Annotated in this window: 19 protein-coding genes; 7 read left to right on the top strand and 12 right to left on the bottom strand. The window is 43.3% G+C overall.

Annotated features, from left to right (window positions below):
* Position 1: 1 nt before the first annotated feature.
* Positions 2–1,666: an amidase gene (locus tag V5804_RS09010; RefSeq protein ID WP_369591053.1), complete on the bottom strand. Its 1,665-nt coding sequence runs from the start codon at positions 1,664–1,666 to the stop codon at positions 2–4.
* A 170-nt stretch (positions 1,667–1,836) separates the two neighbouring features.
* Complete coding sequence (locus V5804_RS09005) at positions 1,837–3,513, bottom strand: amidase (protein ID WP_369591052.1); 1,677 nt, start codon at positions 3,511–3,513, stop codon at positions 1,837–1,839.
* 53 nt (positions 3,514–3,566) lie between these two features.
* Between V5804_RS09005 and V5804_RS09000 the strand changes: the two genes are divergently transcribed.
* Entirely contained in the window at positions 3,567–5,402 is a 1,836-nt protein-coding gene (locus tag V5804_RS09000; protein WP_369591051.1) for an FAD-dependent oxidoreductase, read from the top strand.
* 106 nt (positions 5,403–5,508) lie between these two features.
* On the opposite strand, the gene V5804_RS08995 is transcribed toward V5804_RS09000, so the two are convergent.
* From V5804_RS08995 to V5804_RS08975, 5 genes are all read right to left on the bottom strand, one after another.
* Positions 5,509–6,030 carry a GNAT family N-acetyltransferase gene (locus V5804_RS08995; protein ID WP_369591050.1) on the bottom strand — a complete coding sequence of 174 codons (522 nt, stop codon included), beginning with the start codon at positions 6,028–6,030 and terminating at the stop codon, positions 5,509–5,511.
* 224 nt (positions 6,031–6,254) lie between these two features.
* The gene (locus V5804_RS08990) at positions 6,255–7,805 is read right to left on the bottom strand and encodes a DHA2 family efflux MFS transporter permease subunit (RefSeq protein ID WP_369591049.1); all 1,551 of its coding nucleotides are present in this window, start codon (positions 7,803–7,805) and stop codon (positions 6,255–6,257) included.
* A gap of 5 nt (positions 7,806–7,810) precedes the next feature.
* On the bottom strand, positions 7,811–8,884 hold the full coding sequence (locus tag V5804_RS08985; RefSeq protein ID WP_369591048.1) for an HlyD family secretion protein: 1,074 nt from the start codon (positions 8,882–8,884) through the stop codon (positions 7,811–7,813).
* Between the two features lie 21 nt (positions 8,885–8,905).
* Positions 8,906–10,267, bottom strand: a complete 1,362-nt coding sequence (locus tag V5804_RS08980; RefSeq protein ID WP_369591047.1) for a TolC family protein — start codon at positions 10,265–10,267, stop codon at positions 8,906–8,908.
* On the bottom strand, positions 10,251–10,898 hold the full coding sequence (locus V5804_RS08975) for a TetR/AcrR family transcriptional regulator (protein ID WP_369591046.1): 648 nt from the start codon (positions 10,896–10,898) through the stop codon (positions 10,251–10,253). Before V5804_RS08975 ends, V5804_RS08980 begins: the two co-directional genes overlap by 17 nt.
* A gap of 163 nt (positions 10,899–11,061) precedes the next feature.
* Between V5804_RS08975 and V5804_RS08970 the strand changes: the two genes are divergently transcribed.
* From V5804_RS08970 to V5804_RS08955, 4 genes are read left to right on the top strand one after another with little or no spacing between them, the layout of a single operon-like run.
* Positions 11,062–11,316, top strand: a complete 255-nt coding sequence (locus tag V5804_RS08970) for an AbrB/MazE/SpoVT family DNA-binding domain-containing protein (RefSeq protein ID WP_369591045.1) — start codon at positions 11,062–11,064, stop codon at positions 11,314–11,316.
* The gene (locus tag V5804_RS08965) at positions 11,309–11,641 is read left to right on the top strand and encodes a type II toxin-antitoxin system PemK/MazF family toxin (RefSeq protein ID WP_369591044.1); all 333 of its coding nucleotides are present in this window, start codon (positions 11,309–11,311) and stop codon (positions 11,639–11,641) included. Before V5804_RS08970 ends, V5804_RS08965 begins: the two co-directional genes overlap by 8 nt.
* A gap of 23 nt (positions 11,642–11,664) precedes the next feature.
* The gene (locus V5804_RS08960; RefSeq protein ID WP_369591043.1) at positions 11,665–14,130 is read left to right on the top strand and encodes a PIG-L family deacetylase; all 2,466 of its coding nucleotides are present in this window, start codon (positions 11,665–11,667) and stop codon (positions 14,128–14,130) included.
* Positions 14,131–14,183: 53 nt separating this feature from the next.
* Complete coding sequence (locus tag V5804_RS08955; RefSeq protein WP_369591042.1) at positions 14,184–14,375, top strand: hypothetical protein; 192 nt, start codon at positions 14,184–14,186, stop codon at positions 14,373–14,375.
* A gap of 181 nt (positions 14,376–14,556) precedes the next feature.
* On the opposite strand, the gene V5804_RS08950 is transcribed toward V5804_RS08955, so the two are convergent.
* The 3 genes from V5804_RS08950 to V5804_RS08940 are packed head-to-tail and all read right to left on the bottom strand — an operon-like array spanning position 14,557 to position 16,139.
* Entirely contained in the window at positions 14,557–15,027 is a 471-nt protein-coding gene (locus V5804_RS08950; protein WP_369591041.1) for a hypothetical protein, read from the bottom strand.
* Between the two features lie 45 nt (positions 15,028–15,072).
* Positions 15,073–15,561 (bottom strand): hypothetical protein, encoded by a 489-nt coding sequence (locus V5804_RS08945; protein WP_369591040.1) that lies wholly within the window; start codon positions 15,559–15,561, stop codon positions 15,073–15,075.
* Positions 15,558–16,139, bottom strand: coding sequence for an RNA polymerase sigma factor (locus tag V5804_RS08940; protein ID WP_369591039.1), 582 nt, complete (start codon positions 16,137–16,139; stop codon positions 15,558–15,560). Before V5804_RS08940 ends, V5804_RS08945 begins: the two co-directional genes overlap by 4 nt.
* Positions 16,140–16,236: 97 nt before the next feature.
* Between V5804_RS08940 and V5804_RS08935 the strand changes: the two genes are divergently transcribed.
* Both V5804_RS08935 and V5804_RS08930 read left to right on the top strand, forming a co-directional pair.
* The gene (locus V5804_RS08935) at positions 16,237–16,422 is read left to right on the top strand and encodes a hypothetical protein (protein ID WP_369591038.1); all 186 of its coding nucleotides are present in this window, start codon (positions 16,237–16,239) and stop codon (positions 16,420–16,422) included.
* A gap of 359 nt (positions 16,423–16,781) precedes the next feature.
* Positions 16,782–17,144 (top strand): DUF6249 domain-containing protein, encoded by a 363-nt coding sequence (locus V5804_RS08930; RefSeq protein ID WP_369591037.1) that lies wholly within the window; start codon positions 16,782–16,784, stop codon positions 17,142–17,144.
* Between the two features lie 8 nt (positions 17,145–17,152).
* Here the strand turns inward: V5804_RS08930 and V5804_RS08925 are convergent, their stop codons facing one another.
* Both V5804_RS08925 and V5804_RS08920 read right to left on the bottom strand, forming a co-directional pair.
* Positions 17,153–17,665: a DinB family protein gene (locus tag V5804_RS08925; protein WP_369591036.1), complete on the bottom strand. Its 513-nt coding sequence runs from the start codon at positions 17,663–17,665 to the stop codon at positions 17,153–17,155.
* Positions 17,662–18,888, bottom strand: a complete 1,227-nt coding sequence (locus V5804_RS08920) for an ATP-binding protein (RefSeq protein ID WP_369591125.1) — start codon at positions 18,886–18,888, stop codon at positions 17,662–17,664. The genes V5804_RS08925 and V5804_RS08920 overlap by 4 nt, the downstream gene beginning before the upstream one ends.
* Positions 18,889–18,958 lie beyond the last annotated feature (70 nt).

Genomic DNA, 18,958 nt, shown 5'->3' with positions numbered 1-18,958 from the left:
CCTAAAAATTTAGTGTTGGGTGTTTTTTGTTAAAATCCGTTGCTTCCTGATAAATTTTGGCGGCTTCCAAAATTTTCCCTTCGCCAAATAATTGTCCCATAAAAGTAATACTTACCGGCCGGCCTTGTTTGTTAAATCCGTTTGGCAAAACTATGCAAGGGTTTCCGGTTAAATTGGTTACCACTAAATTACTGGAAAAGGACGGCGCAATGTACATATCCAAGCCTTTTATTTTTTCATACCAATCCTGGATTAAAAAAGTACGTGCCCGGTTGGCCTGGATATATTCTACCGCCGGAATTAATTGTGCGGTACGGAAAATATTTGGCCAGCCACCTTTTCCCTGGCGCACGAGCATGTCGTCTTTGTGGTTTAAAACCAGTTCCTGAAAAGCCGCGCCTGCTTCGGTTTCCAAAATAAAACGGATGGATTTGTAAATGGCCTTTGGTTTTTCGAGCGGGACCAACGTTGCGCCAAGTTCTTTTAATTTGGCTAATGTGGCAGAATCGGTTACACTTTTCTGGTCGTTATCGGCTTTAATGTAACCAATTTTCCAGCCTTTTAACGATTTCTGGTTGCCATCATATTTAAAAGGGGCAGAAATCGTACTTAAATCCTGTGGATCGGTTCCTTGGATCGCGTTAAAAACAATCGCACAATCTTCGGCACTACGCGTAATCGGGCCGAGTTTGTCCATCGTCCAGCTTAAAGCCATTGCACCGGTTTTGCTTGCGCGACCAAAAGACGGACGCAAACCCGTATCGCCGCATTCGGTAGAAGGCGAAACGATAGAACCCAACGTTTCGGAACCGATGGCAAAAGGCAAACAACCGGCCGCAACTGCCGAAGCCGGGCCAGCCGAAGAACCACTGGAACCGCGTGTAATATCCCAGGGATTGTTGGTTCTTCCGCCAAACCAAACATCGCCGTTTGCCAGTTCGCCCAAAGTTAATTTAGCCACCAAAACTGCGCCTGCTGCTTCTAATTTTTTTACCACGGTTGCATCAACATCCAATTGCTGGTTTTTGCAAGGAACCGAACCCCAGGTCGTTTTATAACCTTTTACCGAAAGCAAATCCTTTACGCCAAACGGGATTCCTTGCAAAACGCCTTTGTAATGTCCGGCTTTGATTTCGGCATCGGCTTGTGCGGCTTGTTTTAAGGCCAATTCTTCGGTGTAGTTTACGACGAACAATAGCTTTGGATCGTACTTTTTCAAACGCTCCAAAAAGAATTTGGTCAGCTCGACAGAAGTTATTTTTTTGGTGCGGATCAAATCTGCCAATTGCCTGATCGTGTAAAAAGCCAGTTCATTTCTATCTGCCGGCAAAGCGGCAATGCTTCTTTTATCGAGTAAAAATTGGTCTGTTTTATCCGGATAAATGAAGCCAACCGGAATTGGGTTGAAGTTTAAAGCCGGCACAACATTGTTTGGAAGGTGCAGTTTGCGCAGTTCTTCGTAGGCTTTGCGATGCTCGCTCAATCCGGTCAACATCGAATCTGCCTGCGCCGGGGAAAACCCGATACCAATTATTTTTTCGGCTTTGTTAACCATGGCAACTGTAATTGGGCTGTTTTCCAGTTTTTGGGTAATAAAAGCGCCGCAAACAAAGCTGAAGCTGCAAAGAGAAGCGATGGTTAAAATTTTTTTGGTAGAGATGTTCATAGTTGATATAAAAGATTAACCAGTTTAAAGGACACACCCCTAACCCCTCTCGAGAGGGGAAGCATATCGCCTACTTTTCTAAAGCCAGAAAGGTAGCAAACTTTGCTTCCCCTCTCGAGAGGGGTTAGGGGTGTGTTAGAAAATTTATATGGTAAAAGAAGCATCAGTAATTAAAAATTTAAAGCTGGATGTTTTAAATGAAAACCAGTTGCATTTTGATAAATACGCGCAGCTTCCAGCGTTTTTCCTTCGCCAAAAAGCTGTCCCATAAAAGTAATGCTGGTGGGCAAACCTTTTGCATTAAAACCATTTGGCAAAACCACGCAAGGGTTTCCGGTGAGGTTGGTGAGCAATAAATTATCACTGTAAGAAGGCGAAAGGTACAAGTCTAAACCTTTCAGTTTCTCGTACCAGTTTTGCACCAATAAAGTGCGGACACGGTTGGCCTGGATATATTCAATAGCCGGAATAAATTGCGCGGTACGGAAAGTATTTGGCCAGGCCGCTTTTTCCTGCCGCTTCAATAAATCGCTTCGGTGCGTCAACACCAATTCCTGGAAAGCGGCACCGGCTTCGGCATCCAAAATAAAATTCATGGAATTAAAAGGCAGTTTGGGCAGTTCTATCGGGATTAAAGTTGCGCCCAGTTCCTTCATCTTGACCAGCGTTAAAGAATCGTTGTGTCGGTTCGGGTATTTGGATTGAAAATCAGCTTTTAAATAACCAACCTTCCAGCCTTTTAACGAGGTCTGTTTGCCGTTGTAATTAAAAGGGGCGGCAATCGTGCTTAAATCCTTCGGGTCTTTTCCCTGGATGGCGTTAAAAACGATGGCACAATCTTCCACCGTCCGCGCCATTGGCCCTAATTTATCCATGCTCCAGCTTAAAGCCATCGCGCCATATTTGCTAACGCGGCCGAAAGAAGGCCGTAAACCGGTATCGCCGCAATTGTTGGAAGGCTCAACGATAGAACCCCAGGTTTCGGAACCGATGGCGAAAGGCACGCAACCAGCAGAAACCGCAGCACCGGGGCCAGCCGAAGAACCGCCCGAACCTCGCGTCAAATCCCAGGGGTTGTTCGTCCGGCCGCCAAACCAGGTATCGTCCATCGCCAGTTCGCCCAGCGATAATTTGGCAATGAGAACTGCGCCTGCATCTTCCAGTTTTTTTACAACCGTTGCATCCACATCAAAAACCTGGTCTTTGTAAGGTGCCGCGCCAAAAGTGGTTTTGTAGTTTTTGGCCAATAAAAGATCTTTCACCGCAAAAGGGATTCCGTGCAAAACGCCACGGTAATGTCCGGCTGCAATTTCTGCATCGGCCTGTGCGGCTTGTTTCAGGGCGAGGTCATCAGTATAAGAAACGACCGCCAAAAGTTTTGTGTTGAGTTTTTTAAGCCGGTCCAGAAAAAACTTAGTCAGTTCAACAGAAGTGATTTTTTTGGTGCGGATCAAATCTGCCAATTGCCGGATGGTATAAAAAGCCAGTTCGTTTTTATCCGCAGGCAAAGTAGCGATGCTTCTTTTATCAAGTAAAAATTGGTCTGTTTTATCAGGATAAACGAAACCGACCGGAATTGGGTTGAAATTTAAAGCCGGGACGATGCTGTTTTTAAGGCTTAATTTTCGGAGTTCTTCGTAAGCTTTTAAATGGTCGTTTGCGCCGCTAAGCATCGAATCTTCCTGCGCAGCAGAAAAAGTTAGGCCGGAAAGCTGTTCTGCCGCTTTGATAACCGAAACTGTAACCGGATTATCAACCAAAGTTTTGGAAACGAAAGAGCCTAAACTAAAACTCAAAGCACAGGCCGCGGCAATGGCGTAAAAGCGTTTGGTAGAAAATTTTGTCATGTATAACCGTTTGTCCTAAAAATAGCGTTTTGTAAATTGTTAATTTCGGCTCAATGAAAAAAATTTGTATTTTTTTATTTACAGTTATATTTTTTAACCCAACCGCTTTTGCGCAAAGCCAGAAAACCGGCGTTTTGATTATCGGCGGCGGCGCGGCAGGCACAGCGGCCGGGATACAAAGTGCGCGGAGCAACGTAAAAACGATAATTTTAGAAGCAGGCCCATGGCTTGGCGGCAGTTTAACTTCGGGCGGGATGTGTGTGGTGGAAGGCAATCGCAGTTTTAATTCGGGAGTTTGGGGCGAATTTAGGAAACGGTTGAAAGAATATTATAAAAACACGCCCGGTTTTGACACGACAGCCAATGCCACGCTTCGTTTTGAACCTGCCGTTGGCGCGGCCGTCCTCAAAAAAATTACGGACACGGTTAAAAATCTCAGCGTTCATTTGAATGCTTCTTTTACCGGTATAAAAAAGGACGGAACGGGTTATGCCATTACCGCCAAAATCAACGGGGAAAACACGACGATTAAAGCTGATGTGGTAATCGATGGGACCGAAACCGGCGATGTGGCCGCCAAACTCGGCGTTCCGTTTGACGTTGGTTTTGAAAATGAGGCGCAATCCGGAGAAAAATGGGCGGTAAAAGAAGCATTGCCCGTTATCCAAAACCTCACCTGGATTGCTATTTTAAAAGATTACGGACGAGCTGCCGACCGTACCATTCTAAAGCCCGAAGGTTACGACGAAACTTTGTACAATTCCCTGAAAGGAAAAAACATGAAGCAAATGCTGGAAAGCGGCCGTTTGCCCAACGATAAATTTATGCTGAAAATAAAAGGCATCAACGATTATCCGGTGAAAATCAGCGACTTCTCTTCGGCTCAAAACAAAGAACAGGCTTATCAAAAAGCGCGGTTAAAAACGCTTGGTTTGGTTTATTTTTTGCAAACGCAAATGGGTTTAAAAAATTTGAGCGTTGATAATTTAGAGTTTAACACGCCCGATCATTTGTCCTACCTTCCTTATATCCGCGAAGTGCGGCGGGCAAAAGGGGTGATCAAAATGGTTTTGGATGATATTTATACGCCTTACAGCCGTTCTTCCAAACTTTACCGCACTTCCATCGGCATTGGCGATGCTTCGCCCGGCCAACATTATTTACCGCTGCAAAGTGCGCCCGAAACCAATTATGGTGCTTTTCCAGCTTACAGCGTTCCGGCCGGTGCCGTTATCGTAAAAGGTTTTGATAATTTTTTGGTGGCCGAAAAAGCGATGTCGGTTACGCATTTGGTCAATGCCAGCACCATGTATCCTTCGGTGCAAATGACGATTGGTCAAGGCATTGGAACGATGGCTGCCTACTGTTCGTTTTTTAAAACCACAACCAAGAACGTTAAACTTCGCCTCATTCAAAATGAAATATTGAGCTATCACGGTTATTTGATGCCTTTTGTTGATGTAAAGCAAACAGACCCGCAGTTTATTGCCATTCAAAAACTGGGCGTAACCGGATTGCTGCAAGGCGTACAAAAACCTGCCGGTGGTTCTGCGCAAGTTTTCTTTTTGCCTGATTCTGCCGTTAAAACCTCGGAAATTAAACCGGTTTTGAACGAGATTTATACACGCGCTTTCCTTTGGTTCAACAAAAACAAACCTGCCGAACTGTTTACCATCGGCAATATGCTTTCTTTTATTGAGGAATTGGATTTGCGCGATGCCAAAACTTTTCAGCTCCAAATCAAAAACGACTGGAAACCGAAACTGCGTTTAAATTCTGTTTTCGATTTGAATCGGCCAATCACACGGAGGGAGTTTGCCGCGCTTGCGGATGTTTACCTGAAACCGTTTGACCGCAGGATAGATTTAACGGGCAAGTTTTTGAACTGAATTTTATGCCGGTAAAAGAAGTATGGCCTCACCCCAGCCCTCTCCATGAGAGAGGGAGCAATGCTTCTTTTACCGGCATAAAATCAGCAAGAGCATTTTTGAGGATTTAGTTGGATTGTGACTTTGCAAAAATCAGCTCATCATCATACAAACCATTTTTGTACAAAGCTTTTTTAAAAATGCCTTCCTGCTGATAACCTGCTTTTAACAACACTTTTGCCGATGCCGGATTGCTGGCAAAAATACCGGCAACAAGCCGTTCAACATCAAACTCATCAAAAATATAGTTGGTAAACAAAGCAAGCGCTTCCGTCATGATACCTTTTCCCCAAAAAGGTTCGCCCAGCCAATAGCCGATCCTGGCGTTTTTACAATAAATATCTGTTAATAAAGTTATACCAATTCCTCCAACAACTTCATCGCCAACGGTTAAAGCAGCATTGGTTATAGGTTTTGGCTGAAGTAATTGCGCATTAACCCATTCGGCAGCATCAGCAGCCGTATAAGGTGAGGGAAACCGGTTTTCGAGATAACGTGTAACATTTGGGTTATCGGCGTATTTTAGCAAAGATACTTCGTCGCCATTTTTCCAGGAACGAAGTTTGAAGCAAGAGCCGTTTAACTCCATAGTGTGCAAAACTTTTTGAAAAAAATTATTTGCGATAGTTGTTTTAACAAATATTAAAACATAATTTTATAAAGAGATTAATGGCTTATGCCTGATACCAACTGCAAGTACTTCAACTACAAAACAGTTGTTAAAATGGCAGGCAATTTATATTCTAATTGTTAATTTTTTTGGGGGGAAGCCGTTCTGTTTATTCAGAACGGCTTTTTATTTTGATTGGCTGATTAATGTGCATCTGCCGGCATCTGCGCATTTTTCCGGCGGAATGGCTGCAGGTACAACAGCGGGATAGAGCAAAGCATAATCAAGCCTGATATCCAATAAGCATCATCATAAGTAAGCAGCAGGGATTGTCTAATTATCGCACCTTCCATGGCACCGTAAGCCATATGTGTGGCATCGAGCATAGATTTTCCTTTGCCTAAAAACGCGTGTACATACATGTTAAAACGCTCTACATAAGCAGGATTGTAAGGGTTAATGTTTACCAGCAAATTATTACGGTGCACGCCCTGGCGGATGTGGATAATGGTAGTTAAAGCAGCAATACCAAATGATCCGCCTAATTGCCGCATCATATTGTTTAAGCCCGTTCCCTGGCCAATTTCCGGGCCTTTTAAATCAGCAATAGCCAACGTGGTCAATGGTACAAAAAGCAGGGCCATACCAATACCTCGGATAGCCAGCGGCCAGAAAAAATCTTCTTTGCCTGTTTCCAAAGTAGAATTGCTTAGCATGTGGGTAAACACAAAGAACAAAACCATGCCAACTGTCGCCATCAATTGTGCAGGAACATTTTTGTTAAGCATTCTGCCTACAATCGGCATCATAGCTAAAGTAAATAAACCCCCGGGAAACAACAGTTTTCCGGTGTCTTCGGATGAAAAACCGAGCAAGCTTTGGCAAAATATTGGAAAAACGAACACAGACCCATACAAACCGAAACCTAATATAAACGAAGTAAACATCCCTACAGAAAAACTTCTGTGCCGCATGATACTAAAGTTAACAATTGGATAGGCTGTGCTTAACTCGCGCCAAATAAACAGCAGCAAGCCCAAAACAGCAGTAATGGTTAATACAAGGATGTAGGTTTTTGCAAACCAGTCTTCAGATTCGCCTTTTTCTAAAATTACCTGTAAACTTCCGACAGCAGTAGCCAAAAGGGCTATCCCCCACCAGTCAATCGGTTTGTCCCTGCCGGTTTTTGGTGTGGCCCGAACAAAAGTATAGGTAAAAAAAGCAGCCAGGATACCCACCGGTATGTTCACATAAAATATCCACGGCCAGGAAAAATGCTCGGTTAAATAACCGCCAATCGTTGGCCCAACCGTTGGGCCAACAACAGCGCCAAAACCAAACAAAGCAGTGGCCGTGCCTACCTGTTCGCGTGGCCAGGTTTCTAATAAAATTGCCTGTGCCGTTGAAATCAACCCGCCACCGGCAACACCCTGTAATATCCTAAACCCCACCAATTCACCTAGACTGGTAGCATTACCGCACAAAAATGATGCGATGGTAAATAAAATAATAGAAGCCAAAAAGTAATTTTTTCGTCCAAAAAAACTGCCCAGCCAGCCTGACATTGGCAGGATAATTACGTTGGCAACTGCGTAACCGGTTGTAATCCAAGCTACGTCTTCGAGTGTTGCGCCTAAGTTTCCCTGAATGGTTGGCAAAGACACGTTTACAATTGTGGTATCAATCAGCTCCAGCAAGGAAGCTGTGATTACCGTTATGGTGATGATCCATTTTCTAAAACCTGTTTCGGCCATTTTTTTTATTGTTTATAGATAACAGAAACATCTACGCTCATGCCAGGGCGCAATTTATCCATGATCTCTTTACTTGCGTTTATTTTTATTTTAACAGGCACACGTTGTACCACTTTTACAAAATTGCCTGTGGCATTATCAGGTGGCAACAAGGAGAACTTAGCACCTGTGGCCGGCGAAAAATTATAAACTTCCCCCTGCAATTTAAGTTCGGGATAAGCATCAACATTAATGTCCACCTTTTCGCCGCTGCGCAAATTGTCCAATTGGGTTTCTTTAAAGTTTGCAGTAATGTAAATACTGTTATCGTTTACTACCGAAAACAACGTTTGCCCGGCTTGTACCAATTGCCCTTTTTGCACATTCTTTTTTGATACAATACCGTTTGCAGGCGAGTAAATCTTGGTGTACGACAATTGCAGTTTTGCAAAATCTACATCGGCCTGGCGCTGGTTAACACCTGTGTTGCTCACTTTCAACTGGCTGCGGATTGTACCGAGTTGTTCTTGAGCCGCACGGTATTGTTGCTGTGCTGCAACATAATTGGCCTGGGCAACATCACGGGTTGCTTTGGCCTGATCGAATTGCTGTTGTGTTACAGAACCATCTGCTACCAGGTTGGCATATCTTGCATAATCTTTATTGGCCTGTTCTAACCTTGCTTTTGCAGACACTACCTGCGCCCGTACACTTGCAGAATTGGCTTCGGTAGTCGGGATTTGTGATTGGCTAACCCCAACACCTGCACCGGCACCTTTTTGGGCCGCCAAAGCCTGTTCTAATCTTAACTTGTAATCACGGTCATCCAGTCTTACCAATAGCTGGCCCTGGTTTACGTGTGTGTTTTCTTCAAATGCGATACTATCTACATAACCGCCTACGCGTGCCACTACGGGGCTGATATCGCCATCAATTTGCGCATCGTCTGTATCCTCGTGCTTGCTGTAGTAAATATATTCTTTGATCCCAAAAATAATCCCTACTAAAATTACAATCCCCAATATTATTGGAATTACCCTATTCGGCTTTTTGGTAGCCGGTTGTTCTTGTTCTGTGCCTGTTTCCTGTTCCTGTGCCATATTATTTTTATTACTGGTTTTTTATTTGTTGATTTTTCCGGTTGATTTTAATAAATTGTAGTAAGCCAGCCCTGCATCGGCTTTTGCCAGCTCTAGGTCAATCTGGGCTTGGTAAAGCAAGGTTTGTGCATCGGCGCGGTCTGTTGCAGTAGCTATATTGCTCCGGTAGCGCGATTGCTGCAGGCGATTGTTCTCTGTTGCCTGTGCAATAGCGGTTTGCAGTAAATTAACCTTGTTGATAGCGGCAATGTAATTCTGGTAATTTTCGTTTACTTCATTTTTTAAATTATCCGTCGTGATGCCTTTATTGATAATGGTTTGGTCGCGCTCGATACGTGCTTCGGATTCCCTGTTTTTATTAGTCCACAGACTTCCAAAGTTCCAGGACAAAGCTAATCCTACGGTAAGTGGTGTAATATAATTTCCCCTGCTTGGAAGCGGATTAATGGATATATCTACATAATATGCCCCGGCTGTTGCGGCCAACGTAGGCGATTTGTCTGCACGGATGTTTTTAATATTGGTTTCTGCAACCCGTGTACGTAAGTCAAGCTGCCGCAATTCTGCACGGTTTGCAAAAGCACTGTCTAAATAATTGGTTAAAGGCAGTACCGGATGATCCAACGTATTTAACTGGTTGATATTGATCTGCGTGGTTTCCGGCAAGCCTAAAAGCACATCCAGGTTATAGTTGATTACCTTGCGGTTGCTCTCCAGTTCTATCCCGTTCAATTCGATGTTTGAGCGTTGTAACTGGAAGCGCAAAACATCGTTTTTTGTAACAATGCCCTGTTCAAAAAAACGTTGCGCCTGTTTGATCTGCTGATCAACGGTAACCAAATTTGAATCCACTACTTTTTTGCTTTGCAGCACTTTGTACAAGTTGTAATAGGCGTTGATGATGCCATAACTCACTTGGTCCCTATTATTGTCAACATCCAAACGGGCAATTTTTACCAGTAAATCTGTTGATTCTTTTGCATACCTGAATTTTCCCCCAGCATAAATCGGTTCGGCCAAAGAAGCAATCCCTAAGTTGGCATTGGCACTTTTTGGCAAAGAAAAACTACTTGGGCCGAAAGCTAAAGTATTTGCAGGGATTTGCGCACGGCTATACATATAACTTACCGAACCGGTAGGCAATGCGCGGTCTTTGGCCTGGTTGTATTGAGAAACGGCCTGATCTATTTTAGACTGGGAATATTTTAAGGTTTTACTGTTGGCAAGCCCCAGTTTAACGGCTTCGTCCAAAGTAAGTGTCCGGTCTTGTGCGTTAACTTTCAGGAGGGAAACAACCATTAACAGCAGCAAAAAAACATGCCTTAAAAGAAGCATTCTGCCCCTTTTATCATATTGGGTGGAATTATTAATTTGTTCTATCATTTGCTATAACTAAATAAGATTTTAAAAGTCTTTTCAAATATGTTTTCATACGCTGGTTCATTTCTGTTTCCAAAAAATGCTGGTTCAGTACATCTTTGCCCAGCAACCGGGAAGCGATATGAGGGGCATTAATGATATAATTTTTGGTTCCGAAAATCGTGGCAACACACAACTCGATATCGGCAGCTTCAAAAAATGAGCCGTTATCAACCCCTTCCTGCATTACTTTCTTAAACTCCAGTGCATTAACCATCAATATATCCGTAATCTTATCGTTCACTTCCCCATGCCTGTTTAAAGAGATTTCCCGGTTCACCAATTTATGGAAGCAACTGTTCACCATAATCCGGTCTATGTAGATATCAATGCAACGTTCCAGTTTTTCCCAAGCACTTAAATTTTCATCCCCGATAATCGGCTGTAATAAAGTTTTGAAAGAATAGATTTTTCTTTCAAATACGGCAACAAACAACCCTTCTTTCGATCCGAAATAATAATTCAGCATCGCCATGTTCACATTAGCTTCGCCCGAAATCAAACGGGTAGAAGCACCGTCATATCCCATCTCCGAAAAAACCCTTTCGGCAACATCCAGGATACGGTCCTTCTTGTCGGTCTTTTCTTTTTCCATTTCGCTGCAAATTTAATCAAACGATTGATTAGTAGAAAGTGTAACCAAAGAAAATATACATTTATTGCTTTTATTTGATAATAGCAGTATTTATGGCTGCATCCTATTTAGGACTACAATTTTAAGCATGCAATGTTATAATAAAAGTTATTACCTTTACACCATGGCACATACGTATTATGCAAGAGTAACGCAAATAGGAAACTCTAAAGGGGTAAGGCTTCCTAAAGAGTTAGCTTTATCATTAGGAACTACCGAGGTTATACTGGAGCCAACTGTAGATGGGATACTCATAAAACCCGCCCCAACAATACCTCCGTTAAACCAGTGGGCAGCTATATTTGCCCAGGCAGATATAAGCCCCGAACCAGAGTTTAACGATTGGGACATAACGCTAAACGACGGATTGGATGAATAAACTTTATAAAAAGTGGGAGGCGGTATTGGTTGACTTAAATCCTACTAAAGGATCAGAAATAGCGAAAATAAGGCCATGCCTTATCGTTTCCCCAAACGCAGCAAATGCTGCCCTAAGCACCGTTATCGTAGTACCTTTTACTTCAACAAACAAACCTTACCCAACCAGGCTATTTACCAACCATAAGGGGAAACCGGGAGCATTGGCCTTCGATCAGATAAAAGCGGTCGATAAAAGCAGGATCATAAAGAAAGACGGGGAGTTGGATAAAAACCAAAGGGAAGCTGTGAATACTTTGCTACAAATAATGTTTTCGGAGGAGTAGCCATAAATGTTTACTTTAGAAAAATGATGAAGCATCTTTTAATTTTTATTGCCTTTTTTATATCGCTAAAAACAGCATCGGCGCAAACAGCCCCGCCTGCCGATCGTGTTTCCATCGAACAGGAACTAAAAAAACTGCCTGTTTTGGGAAGCGTGCTTTACGTTGCCGCCCACCCGGACGATGAAAACACGCGCCTGCTGGCTTACCTGGCGCAGGAAAAACACTATCGGACAGGATATTTATCGCTTACGAGAGGCGACGGCGGACAAAACCTGATTGGCAACGAACAAGGGGAATTGTTAGGGCTGATCCGGACACAGGAACTGCTTGCTGCCCGTCGCATAGATGGCGCCGAACAGTTTTTTACCCGCGCCAAAGATTTTGGTTTTTCTAAAGGCCCGGAAGAAACACTGCGCATTTGGGACAAAGAAAAAGTATTGGGCGATGTGGTTTGGGTAATCCGGAAATTCAGGCCGGATGTGATGATTTGCCGTTTCCCGACAACAGGCGAAGGCGGCCATGGCCACCATACCGCATCCGCAATTTTGGCGCAAGAAGCTTTTGCGGCCGCTGCCGATCCTAAACGCTTCCCCGAACAGTTACAATTTGTACAGCCCTGGCAAGCCAAACGTTTGTTGTGGAACACGTTTAACTTTGGCGGAAACGATACAACGCGGCCAGACCAGTTTAAAATTGATGTTGGCGTTTACAACACTTTGCTGGGAAAAGGTTATGGCGAAATTGCTGCCGACAGCCGTTCTAACCATAAAAGTCAGGGTTTTGGCACGGCCAAACAACGCGGACAATCTTACGAGTTTTTTAAAACGATTTTAGGTGAAGCACCGCATACGGATTTGATGGACGGCATCAACACGACCTGGAAAAGAGTGGCGGGCGGCGATGCGATCAATATTCGCGTTAACGACCTGCTTAAAAGTTTTAACCCAGCCGAACCCACAAAATCTTTGCCGCTGCTGATGGACATTTATGCCTCGGTACAAAAACTGACCGATCCGTATTGGAAAGTACAAAAAATAAAAGAACTGAATTTAATGATACCGGCTTGCGCCGGGCTGTGGCTGGAAAGTTATGCCCTTAGCCCAACTTATGCCCTTGGCGACAGCATCAGCATCTTAAACCAGGTAATAAACCGCTCGGGCAGCAATATTAAGTTGGTTGGAATTGAGGCTGGCGATCAAAAAAGCACATTTAGCACTTTATTGCCGGCCAATCAAATACTTAATTTAAATAGTAAAACTGATGCTAAAAAAATAACGCAGCCGTACTGGCTGGATGGCGCACAGATCCATGAAAGCTATCCGGTTGCGAACCAGGAATTGGTTGGCTATCCCGAAAACCCTGATCCGGTTACGGTAAATTGGCAATTTGTAATTTACGGACATTTACTAAACCTGCAAAGGCAATTGATGTACAAATACGTTAGCCCGGTTCGTGGCGAAGTTTACCAGCCTTTAGAAATTACGCCGCCGGTTACCGCTAATTTGGATCAGCAGGTTTATATTTTCAGCAATAACCAGCCTAAACAAATGGTGGTTAAACTAAAAAGCTTTACCAACAGCAGCGGTTCGGTGCGTTTAAAAGCGCCTGCGGGATGGAAAATTACACCAGCCAATGCTTCTTTTACCGGCAAAAAATTGGGCGACGAATGGACGGCCGTTTTTTCGGTTACCTCTGTCGGCATCAGCAAAAACGAAACGGATACGATACAAGCGATTACACAGGTGAACGGCAAAACTTTTACGCAAAGCATACACCAAATTATTTATGATCATATCCCGAACATCACTTATTTTCCGCCTGCTCAGGCAAAACTGGTTAAGGTAGATTTAAAAGTAAGCGGCAAACGGATTGGCTATTTGCCTGGTGCAGGGGATTTGGTGCCGGAAGCTTTGCGCCAGGTTGGGTATCAGGTTTCCATCTTATCAGAAAATGAAATTTTAAACGGAAACCTGGCTAATTTTGATGCCATTATTATCGGTGTCCGCGCTTTTAATATCAACAGTCGTTTAACGGTGGAAGAGCCGAAGCTGCTGGACTATGTAAAAAACGGCGGCAATTTGCTGGTGCAGTACAACACCAATGCAAACCTGGTAACCAACCAAATCGGCCCGTATCCGTTCCGGATTGTAAACGTTCGGGTTACGGATGAAAACGCGTCGGTAACGCTGCTCAACCCAAATGACCCGGTTTTAAATTATCCCAATAAAATAACCAATCAGGATTTTAAAGGCTGGATACAGGAACGCGGCATTTATTTTGCTACAGACATTGACCCAAAATACCGGACGGTTTTAGCAATGAACGACCCGAACGAACAGCCCAACAATGGCGCTTTATTGGTTGCCGATTATGGCAAAGGCCGCTTTGTTTATACGTCGCTGGTGTTTTTTCGGGAACTGCCTGCCGGTGTGGCGGGCGCGTACCGTTTGTTCATCAACTTAATCAGCAAACCAAAAAATAACAATTAGCATTAGGCGGCTACCAATTATTCGGTTAATTTTACCGCCGTAAAAACAGCATTATGGAAAATCAGGAAACACAAGAAGTTAAAAGTTTTGACAACTTATATTATATCGTTGGATTGTTAGCTGGGATGATAACCGGTGATATTGTAAAAGGCACTTTTTTATGGATTTTGATTGGCGGCGTATTGGGCTTGCTGAGTGCTTTGTTTTTTGTAAACAAAGTTGCGCCGAGGGATACGGAAAATTAATTCCGCAACTTCTTTAAAGATTAATATTGAAACCGGTTAGGTGATGAAAAATCATTTAACTGGTTTTTTTATTTTGAAGGGGTTTATGGACGATGCTTCTTTTACCGCCTAAAATTTAATATAAAAATAAAAGCCCCACGAAACGGTGTCCGTGGAGCTTTCAACCTAAACCTTATCACAATTAAACCAATATTGCTACTGGTTCAAATAAAGATTTATCAATTACCATACCAGAAACCAATTGGTTTTCCAATAAATTTGCCCAGGAGTTTAAATATTTTATCACATCCTCGCTTTTGTTGTGCCGCAGGTATTGTTTCCCTTGCGGCAAATTGGCCAAAATGTGTTCGTCTGACAGTTTTTCCAAATGTGCCAGGTCTGCCCGGGTAAAACCAAACTCCAACATTGTGTCAATAATATGATCGAAAGGCAAGCCGCTTTGCGGACAGTAATCAAATAATTGTTCGTTCCAATCGCCGTGTCGGCGCATCGCTTCCCGGTGTATAGCCGCTTTGTCCAGATTTGTAACCACTTGTGCCAAATTGCCGCAATTACAGCTGCCCATATGGCCCCATTGGTAAGGCGCTTTGTTTTGCAGGTTTGCTGCTGTTTTGCGCAATGCTTCGATTACGGATATTGTTGCTTTTGCCATAGTTGTTCAACTGATTTAAAAACAAATTTGTTCTTAAAATTAGCGTTATTTCTGCCGGATGAAAAACTTTCTGAAATATTGGTCTAAAAAAAACAATCCTAAAACCACATCAAAAAACAAAAACCCTTTGATTACCACCGGATTTAAATAATTGGTTACCGGCGGGATTTTTATTTCGGGCAGATGAACCGGCGACGGCGCAGACCAATCCACACTCACCAAAACGAAACCCAACAACACCAAAATTGTACAGATAAAAAAAGCACCGATTGCGCCGATAATCCCGGTATTGATACGCGTTTTTAAAGGCACGCGCGCCTGTTCTGCCCGGATGTTTTCCATCACTTTAAAAGTAAAACCCATGGATGGTTCTTCTATACCGAGCGATGGCATGTTTGCTTCAAAAGCCTTTAATTCAGCGTATTTATTCCGATAATTGGCATCGCTTGTTAGCAATATTTCGATGGCTTTTCGCTCATCTTCGGTACAAAAACCGTCTATATAATTCCAAAGCTGTTCTTCTGTTTCGTTCATAACAATTCCCTCACTTCCTGTTTTAACAAGCCTTCCAGTTTTTCTTTTAAACGATGGCGGGCGCGGTGCAGTTTTACTTTAACCGTATTTGTTTCCATACCGACCACCTGCGCAATTTCTTCCAACGATTGTTCGCCCTGATAAAACAACGTGATGATTGTGGCATCGTCCGGCAACAGTTGACTAATCGCTAAATTTACATAATACGATCTTGATTTTTGTTCGGTGCTGTCCAACTTCAAATCCGAAGCCAGCAAATTTACCTGGGTAAAAACAGCATCGTCGTCCATCGAATCGGTCTTTAGTTTTTTCTTCCGAAGAAAATTCATCGCCGTGGTATAAACAATGCTGTACAACCAGGTTGTAAATTTGGATTGCTGCTGAAAAGCCGATAAACTTTTATACGCTTTTACGAAGCTATCCTGCGCTACTTCTTCGGCATCTTCGCGGCTTTTGGTAAAACGCAAAGCCAGTGTAAACGCATAGCGCTGGTGGCGTTTCACCAAATCCGCGTAAGCAGATTGGTTGCCGGCCAAAACCAGTTCAATCAGTTCGATATCCGTTAGCTCTTTTTGCATCAATTATTTGCTCTGACGCTTGGAATTAAGATGAGGTTACAGTTGATGCTTCTTTTATCGGTATAAATTTGGCGATTCTTTTTATTTAACGTTCTTTTTGCTTGAACAAAAAGAACCAAAAATTCAAGACAAACCCGATCCCTCCGGGCGTTTTGTCGGGCCTTTCCGCGTCTGGGCGATGATCTGCCGCTTCGGAATGCGCGCTTTTGCTATCCCGAACTTTGCTGTCATCCCGATCCGAAGGGAGGAATCTTCTTCAAAACAGTTAGATTTTTGTTTTTGAAAGAAGATTCCTCCCTTCGGTGCGAAATGACAAAAGGCTTTCCGACTTTTTCGACTTTCTTCATGCTTCTTTTATCGGCATAAATTAGGTGAATGAAAAGGGCGTACCTGTTTTTGTTGAATTGGCAGGTCCGCTTGCAAGATAGCCACCCAGGAGCGAGGGGAGGAATGCCGCCCGGAGGCGATCCGGCATTCTTGAATTTTTGGTTCTTTTTGTTCAAGCAAAAAGAACGGACAAAGAAAAACCTATGCTTCTTTTATCCACCTAAAATTATTTTATGCCGATGCTGTAACCTGGTTTAAAAAGGTGTGGTCATAGCTTCCAAAAACAATTAATTCACTTTTTAAAACTTTAAGAAAATGAACAACATCGCTCTTTTAATTCCAATTTTAGTTCCACTTGGTTTGTTTGCCATGATTTTTGGAATTTATCATTTAAAAAATAAAGAAAGAATGACCATGATAGAACGCGGCATGGATCCAAATGCAGATTTACCAAAACAACGGCAAAGTAATCCCGCTTTCACACTAACTTTTGGTTTATTGCTGATTGGCTCAGGATTAGGTTTGTTTATAGCCTTTATGTTAAACCAATGGGTTTTTACCGATCGTGGTATCGATTCGGATGCTGTTTATTTTGGATTGATTGCCATTTTTGGCGGAATTGGTTTGCTGATTTCTTACTTCATCGAAAACAAAGCCAACAAGCAAAAAGAACTCTAAAACCTCTTTTACAAGTATCTTTCCCGAATGATTTTAAGGTGGTGCAACTCGTGGCCGGCAATGATATACAACAACGCTTTTACCGAAACGATGGCATTGCTGGCCGTGCCTTTTCTGCGCAATTGCTCTTCGTCCAGGTTTTGGTACAGGTACAAATTGGCTTTGCGCAAATCGCTAAACTCGTCTGCCAGATCTTCCAAATCCCGGTTTTTAGCATTCGCCCTGGAAACATAAAAGTTTTCGTTAAAACCTGCCAGCGGATGATGATCGGCACGCGCAAACCGGAGCAGGCGGTAAGCCATAATCCGTTCCGTATCAATCATATGGCCTAATACTTCTTTTACAGACCATTTTCCTTCGGCATAAGCAAAATCTGCTTTTTCCGGTGGGATGGACAAAAAGAAGTAGTAGGTTTTTTTTCGGTTGGAAGATAGCTTTTCCAGCACATCGTCGTCGCCAACCTGGTTAATATAACCCTGATAAAAAGGTGCGTATTCGTCGGGCTGAGGTTTGGTTATCATGCGTCCATTCTTTTTAAAACAATGCGAAACGTGGTGCCTTTGCCCAGTTCAGAATCTTTGACAAAAATTTGCCCGTTGTGGTAATTTTCAATCATCCTTTTGGTCAACGATAAGCCCAATCCCCAGCCACGTTTGCGCGTAGTGTAGCCCGGACGAAAAACCGTGAGAAACTTGGAACGCGGAATGCCTTTTCCAGTATCGCTCACATCAATATAAATCAGTTTTTTAGAAACACTTCCGCGGATAAAAACTCTAATCTGGCCGGTTCCTTCGATGGCGTTCACGGCGTTTTTCAACAGGTTTTCGAGCACCCAATCAAACAGCGGAATGTTTAAACCGGCTTTTAAATGCTGGTCTCCGCTCAAATCAAAACTGATTTTGTTGGAAACGCGGACTTTAAAATAATCCACGTAATCTTTCACCACCTCATAAACCGAATGCACTTCCAACACCGGTTTAGATCCGATTTTAGAAAAACGGTCGGCCACAATTTCCAGTCGCTTTACATCGTTGTCCATTTCCAGCAAAAGCGGGTCGTTCTCGGCATTAAACTTATCTTTCAGCAACTCGATCCAGGCCATCAGCGAAGAAATAGGCGTGCCCAACTGGTGCGCCGTTTCTTTGGCCAGGCCAACCCAAACCTGGTTTTGTTCTGATTTTCGGGACGAATTAAACGCTGTATAAGCCACCAGCAAAAACACCGCGATGAGCAGCAGTTGCACGTACGGGAAAATTTTGAGCTGCGTTAACAACATCGAATCTTTGTAATAAACCAGCCAGTAGGTTTTGCCAAACATGCTTTGGCTGATGTCCAACTTGATGGGCGCATGTTGGGATTTCATGGATTCCAGCTCATCTTTAAAATACTGCGGGTCGTACTGTGGCCCGGCGTGTTTAATTTCAACTTTCCCTTTTTCGCGCGTATCAATAAAGGTTTTGGTTGAATCTAAGCCTTTGGAAGAAATAAAATCGCCTTTTTCATCCGTAATAATGGCCGGGACGGAAAGGCTGTCGCGGACCGCAAAAACATAGTTTAAAAAGTTGTTGTCATCCGAAGACAGTTGCTGTTGCATACTTTTCGCCCAGATTTCGGCACGCGTATGTTCGGATTTCGCAATGTTTTTAACCAGGTAATTGGTGTAAAACAAAGACCCGCTGGCAATAATGGCGGCAAAGACCAGCAACAGATAGTTCCACTGGCGTTTATGTTCATAAGGGTTCATCCGTTTCAGGATACGGGAATTGCCCTGTAATATTGCCTCTGCGCTCATAATTTGGCTTTGCTTTTGTACT

The organism is Mucilaginibacter sp. (assembly GCF_041088075.1).
Classification (GTDB): domain Bacteria; phylum Bacteroidota; class Bacteroidia; order Sphingobacteriales; family Sphingobacteriaceae; genus Mucilaginibacter_A.
Note: the sequence above shows the minus strand (reverse complement) of the source record. Positions and strands in the feature narration are given on the sequence as shown.

What these genes read in the sequence shown, in the direction of transcription:
- V5804_RS09005 (WP_369591052.1), bottom strand. Translation starts at nt 3,513, where the DNA reads ATGACAAAATTTTCTACCAAACGCTTTTACGCCATTGCCGCGGCCTGT.
- V5804_RS08945 (WP_369591040.1), bottom strand. Translation starts at nt 15,561, where the DNA reads ATGAACGAAACAGAAGAACAGCTTTGGAATTATATAGACGGTTTTTGT.
- V5804_RS08925 (WP_369591036.1), bottom strand. Translation starts at nt 17,665, where the DNA reads ATGATAACCAAACCTCAGCCCGACGAATACGCACCTTTTTATCAGGGT.
- V5804_RS08930 (WP_369591037.1), top strand. Translation starts at nt 16,782, where the DNA reads ATGAACAACATCGCTCTTTTAATTCCAATTTTAGTTCCACTTGGTTTG.
- V5804_RS08965 (WP_369591044.1), top strand. Translation starts at nt 11,309, where the DNA reads ATGAATAAACTTTATAAAAAGTGGGAGGCGGTATTGGTTGACTTAAAT.
- V5804_RS08955 (WP_369591042.1), top strand. Translation starts at nt 14,184, where the DNA reads ATGGAAAATCAGGAAACACAAGAAGTTAAAAGTTTTGACAACTTATAT.
- V5804_RS08980 (WP_369591047.1), bottom strand. Translation starts at nt 10,267, where the DNA reads ATGATAGAACAAATTAATAATTCCACCCAATATGATAAAAGGGGCAGA.
- V5804_RS08985 (WP_369591048.1), bottom strand. Translation starts at nt 8,884, where the DNA reads ATGGCACAGGAACAGGAAACAGGCACAGAACAAGAACAACCGGCTACC.
- V5804_RS09000 (WP_369591051.1), top strand. Translation starts at nt 3,567, where the DNA reads ATGAAAAAAATTTGTATTTTTTTATTTACAGTTATATTTTTTAACCCA.
- V5804_RS08995 (WP_369591050.1), bottom strand. Translation starts at nt 6,030, where the DNA reads ATGGAGTTAAACGGCTCTTGCTTCAAACTTCGTTCCTGGAAAAATGGC.
- V5804_RS09010 (WP_369591053.1), bottom strand. Translation starts at nt 1,666, where the DNA reads ATGAACATCTCTACCAAAAAAATTTTAACCATCGCTTCTCTTTGCAGC.
- V5804_RS08975 (WP_369591046.1), bottom strand. Translation starts at nt 10,898, where the DNA reads ATGGAAAAAGAAAAGACCGACAAGAAGGACCGTATCCTGGATGTTGCC.
- V5804_RS08940 (WP_369591039.1), bottom strand. Translation starts at nt 16,139, where the DNA reads ATGCAAAAAGAGCTAACGGATATCGAACTGATTGAACTGGTTTTGGCC.
- V5804_RS08960 (WP_369591043.1), top strand. Translation starts at nt 11,665, where the DNA reads ATGATGAAGCATCTTTTAATTTTTATTGCCTTTTTTATATCGCTAAAA.
- V5804_RS08990 (WP_369591049.1), bottom strand. Translation starts at nt 7,805, where the DNA reads ATGGCCGAAACAGGTTTTAGAAAATGGATCATCACCATAACGGTAATC.
- V5804_RS08970 (WP_369591045.1), top strand. Translation starts at nt 11,062, where the DNA reads ATGGCACATACGTATTATGCAAGAGTAACGCAAATAGGAAACTCTAAA.
- V5804_RS08920 (WP_369591125.1), bottom strand. Translation starts at nt 18,888, where the DNA reads ATGAACCCTTATGAACATAAACGCCAGTGGAACTATCTGTTGCTGGTC.
- V5804_RS08950 (WP_369591041.1), bottom strand. Translation starts at nt 15,027, where the DNA reads ATGGCAAAAGCAACAATATCCGTAATCGAAGCATTGCGCAAAACAGCA.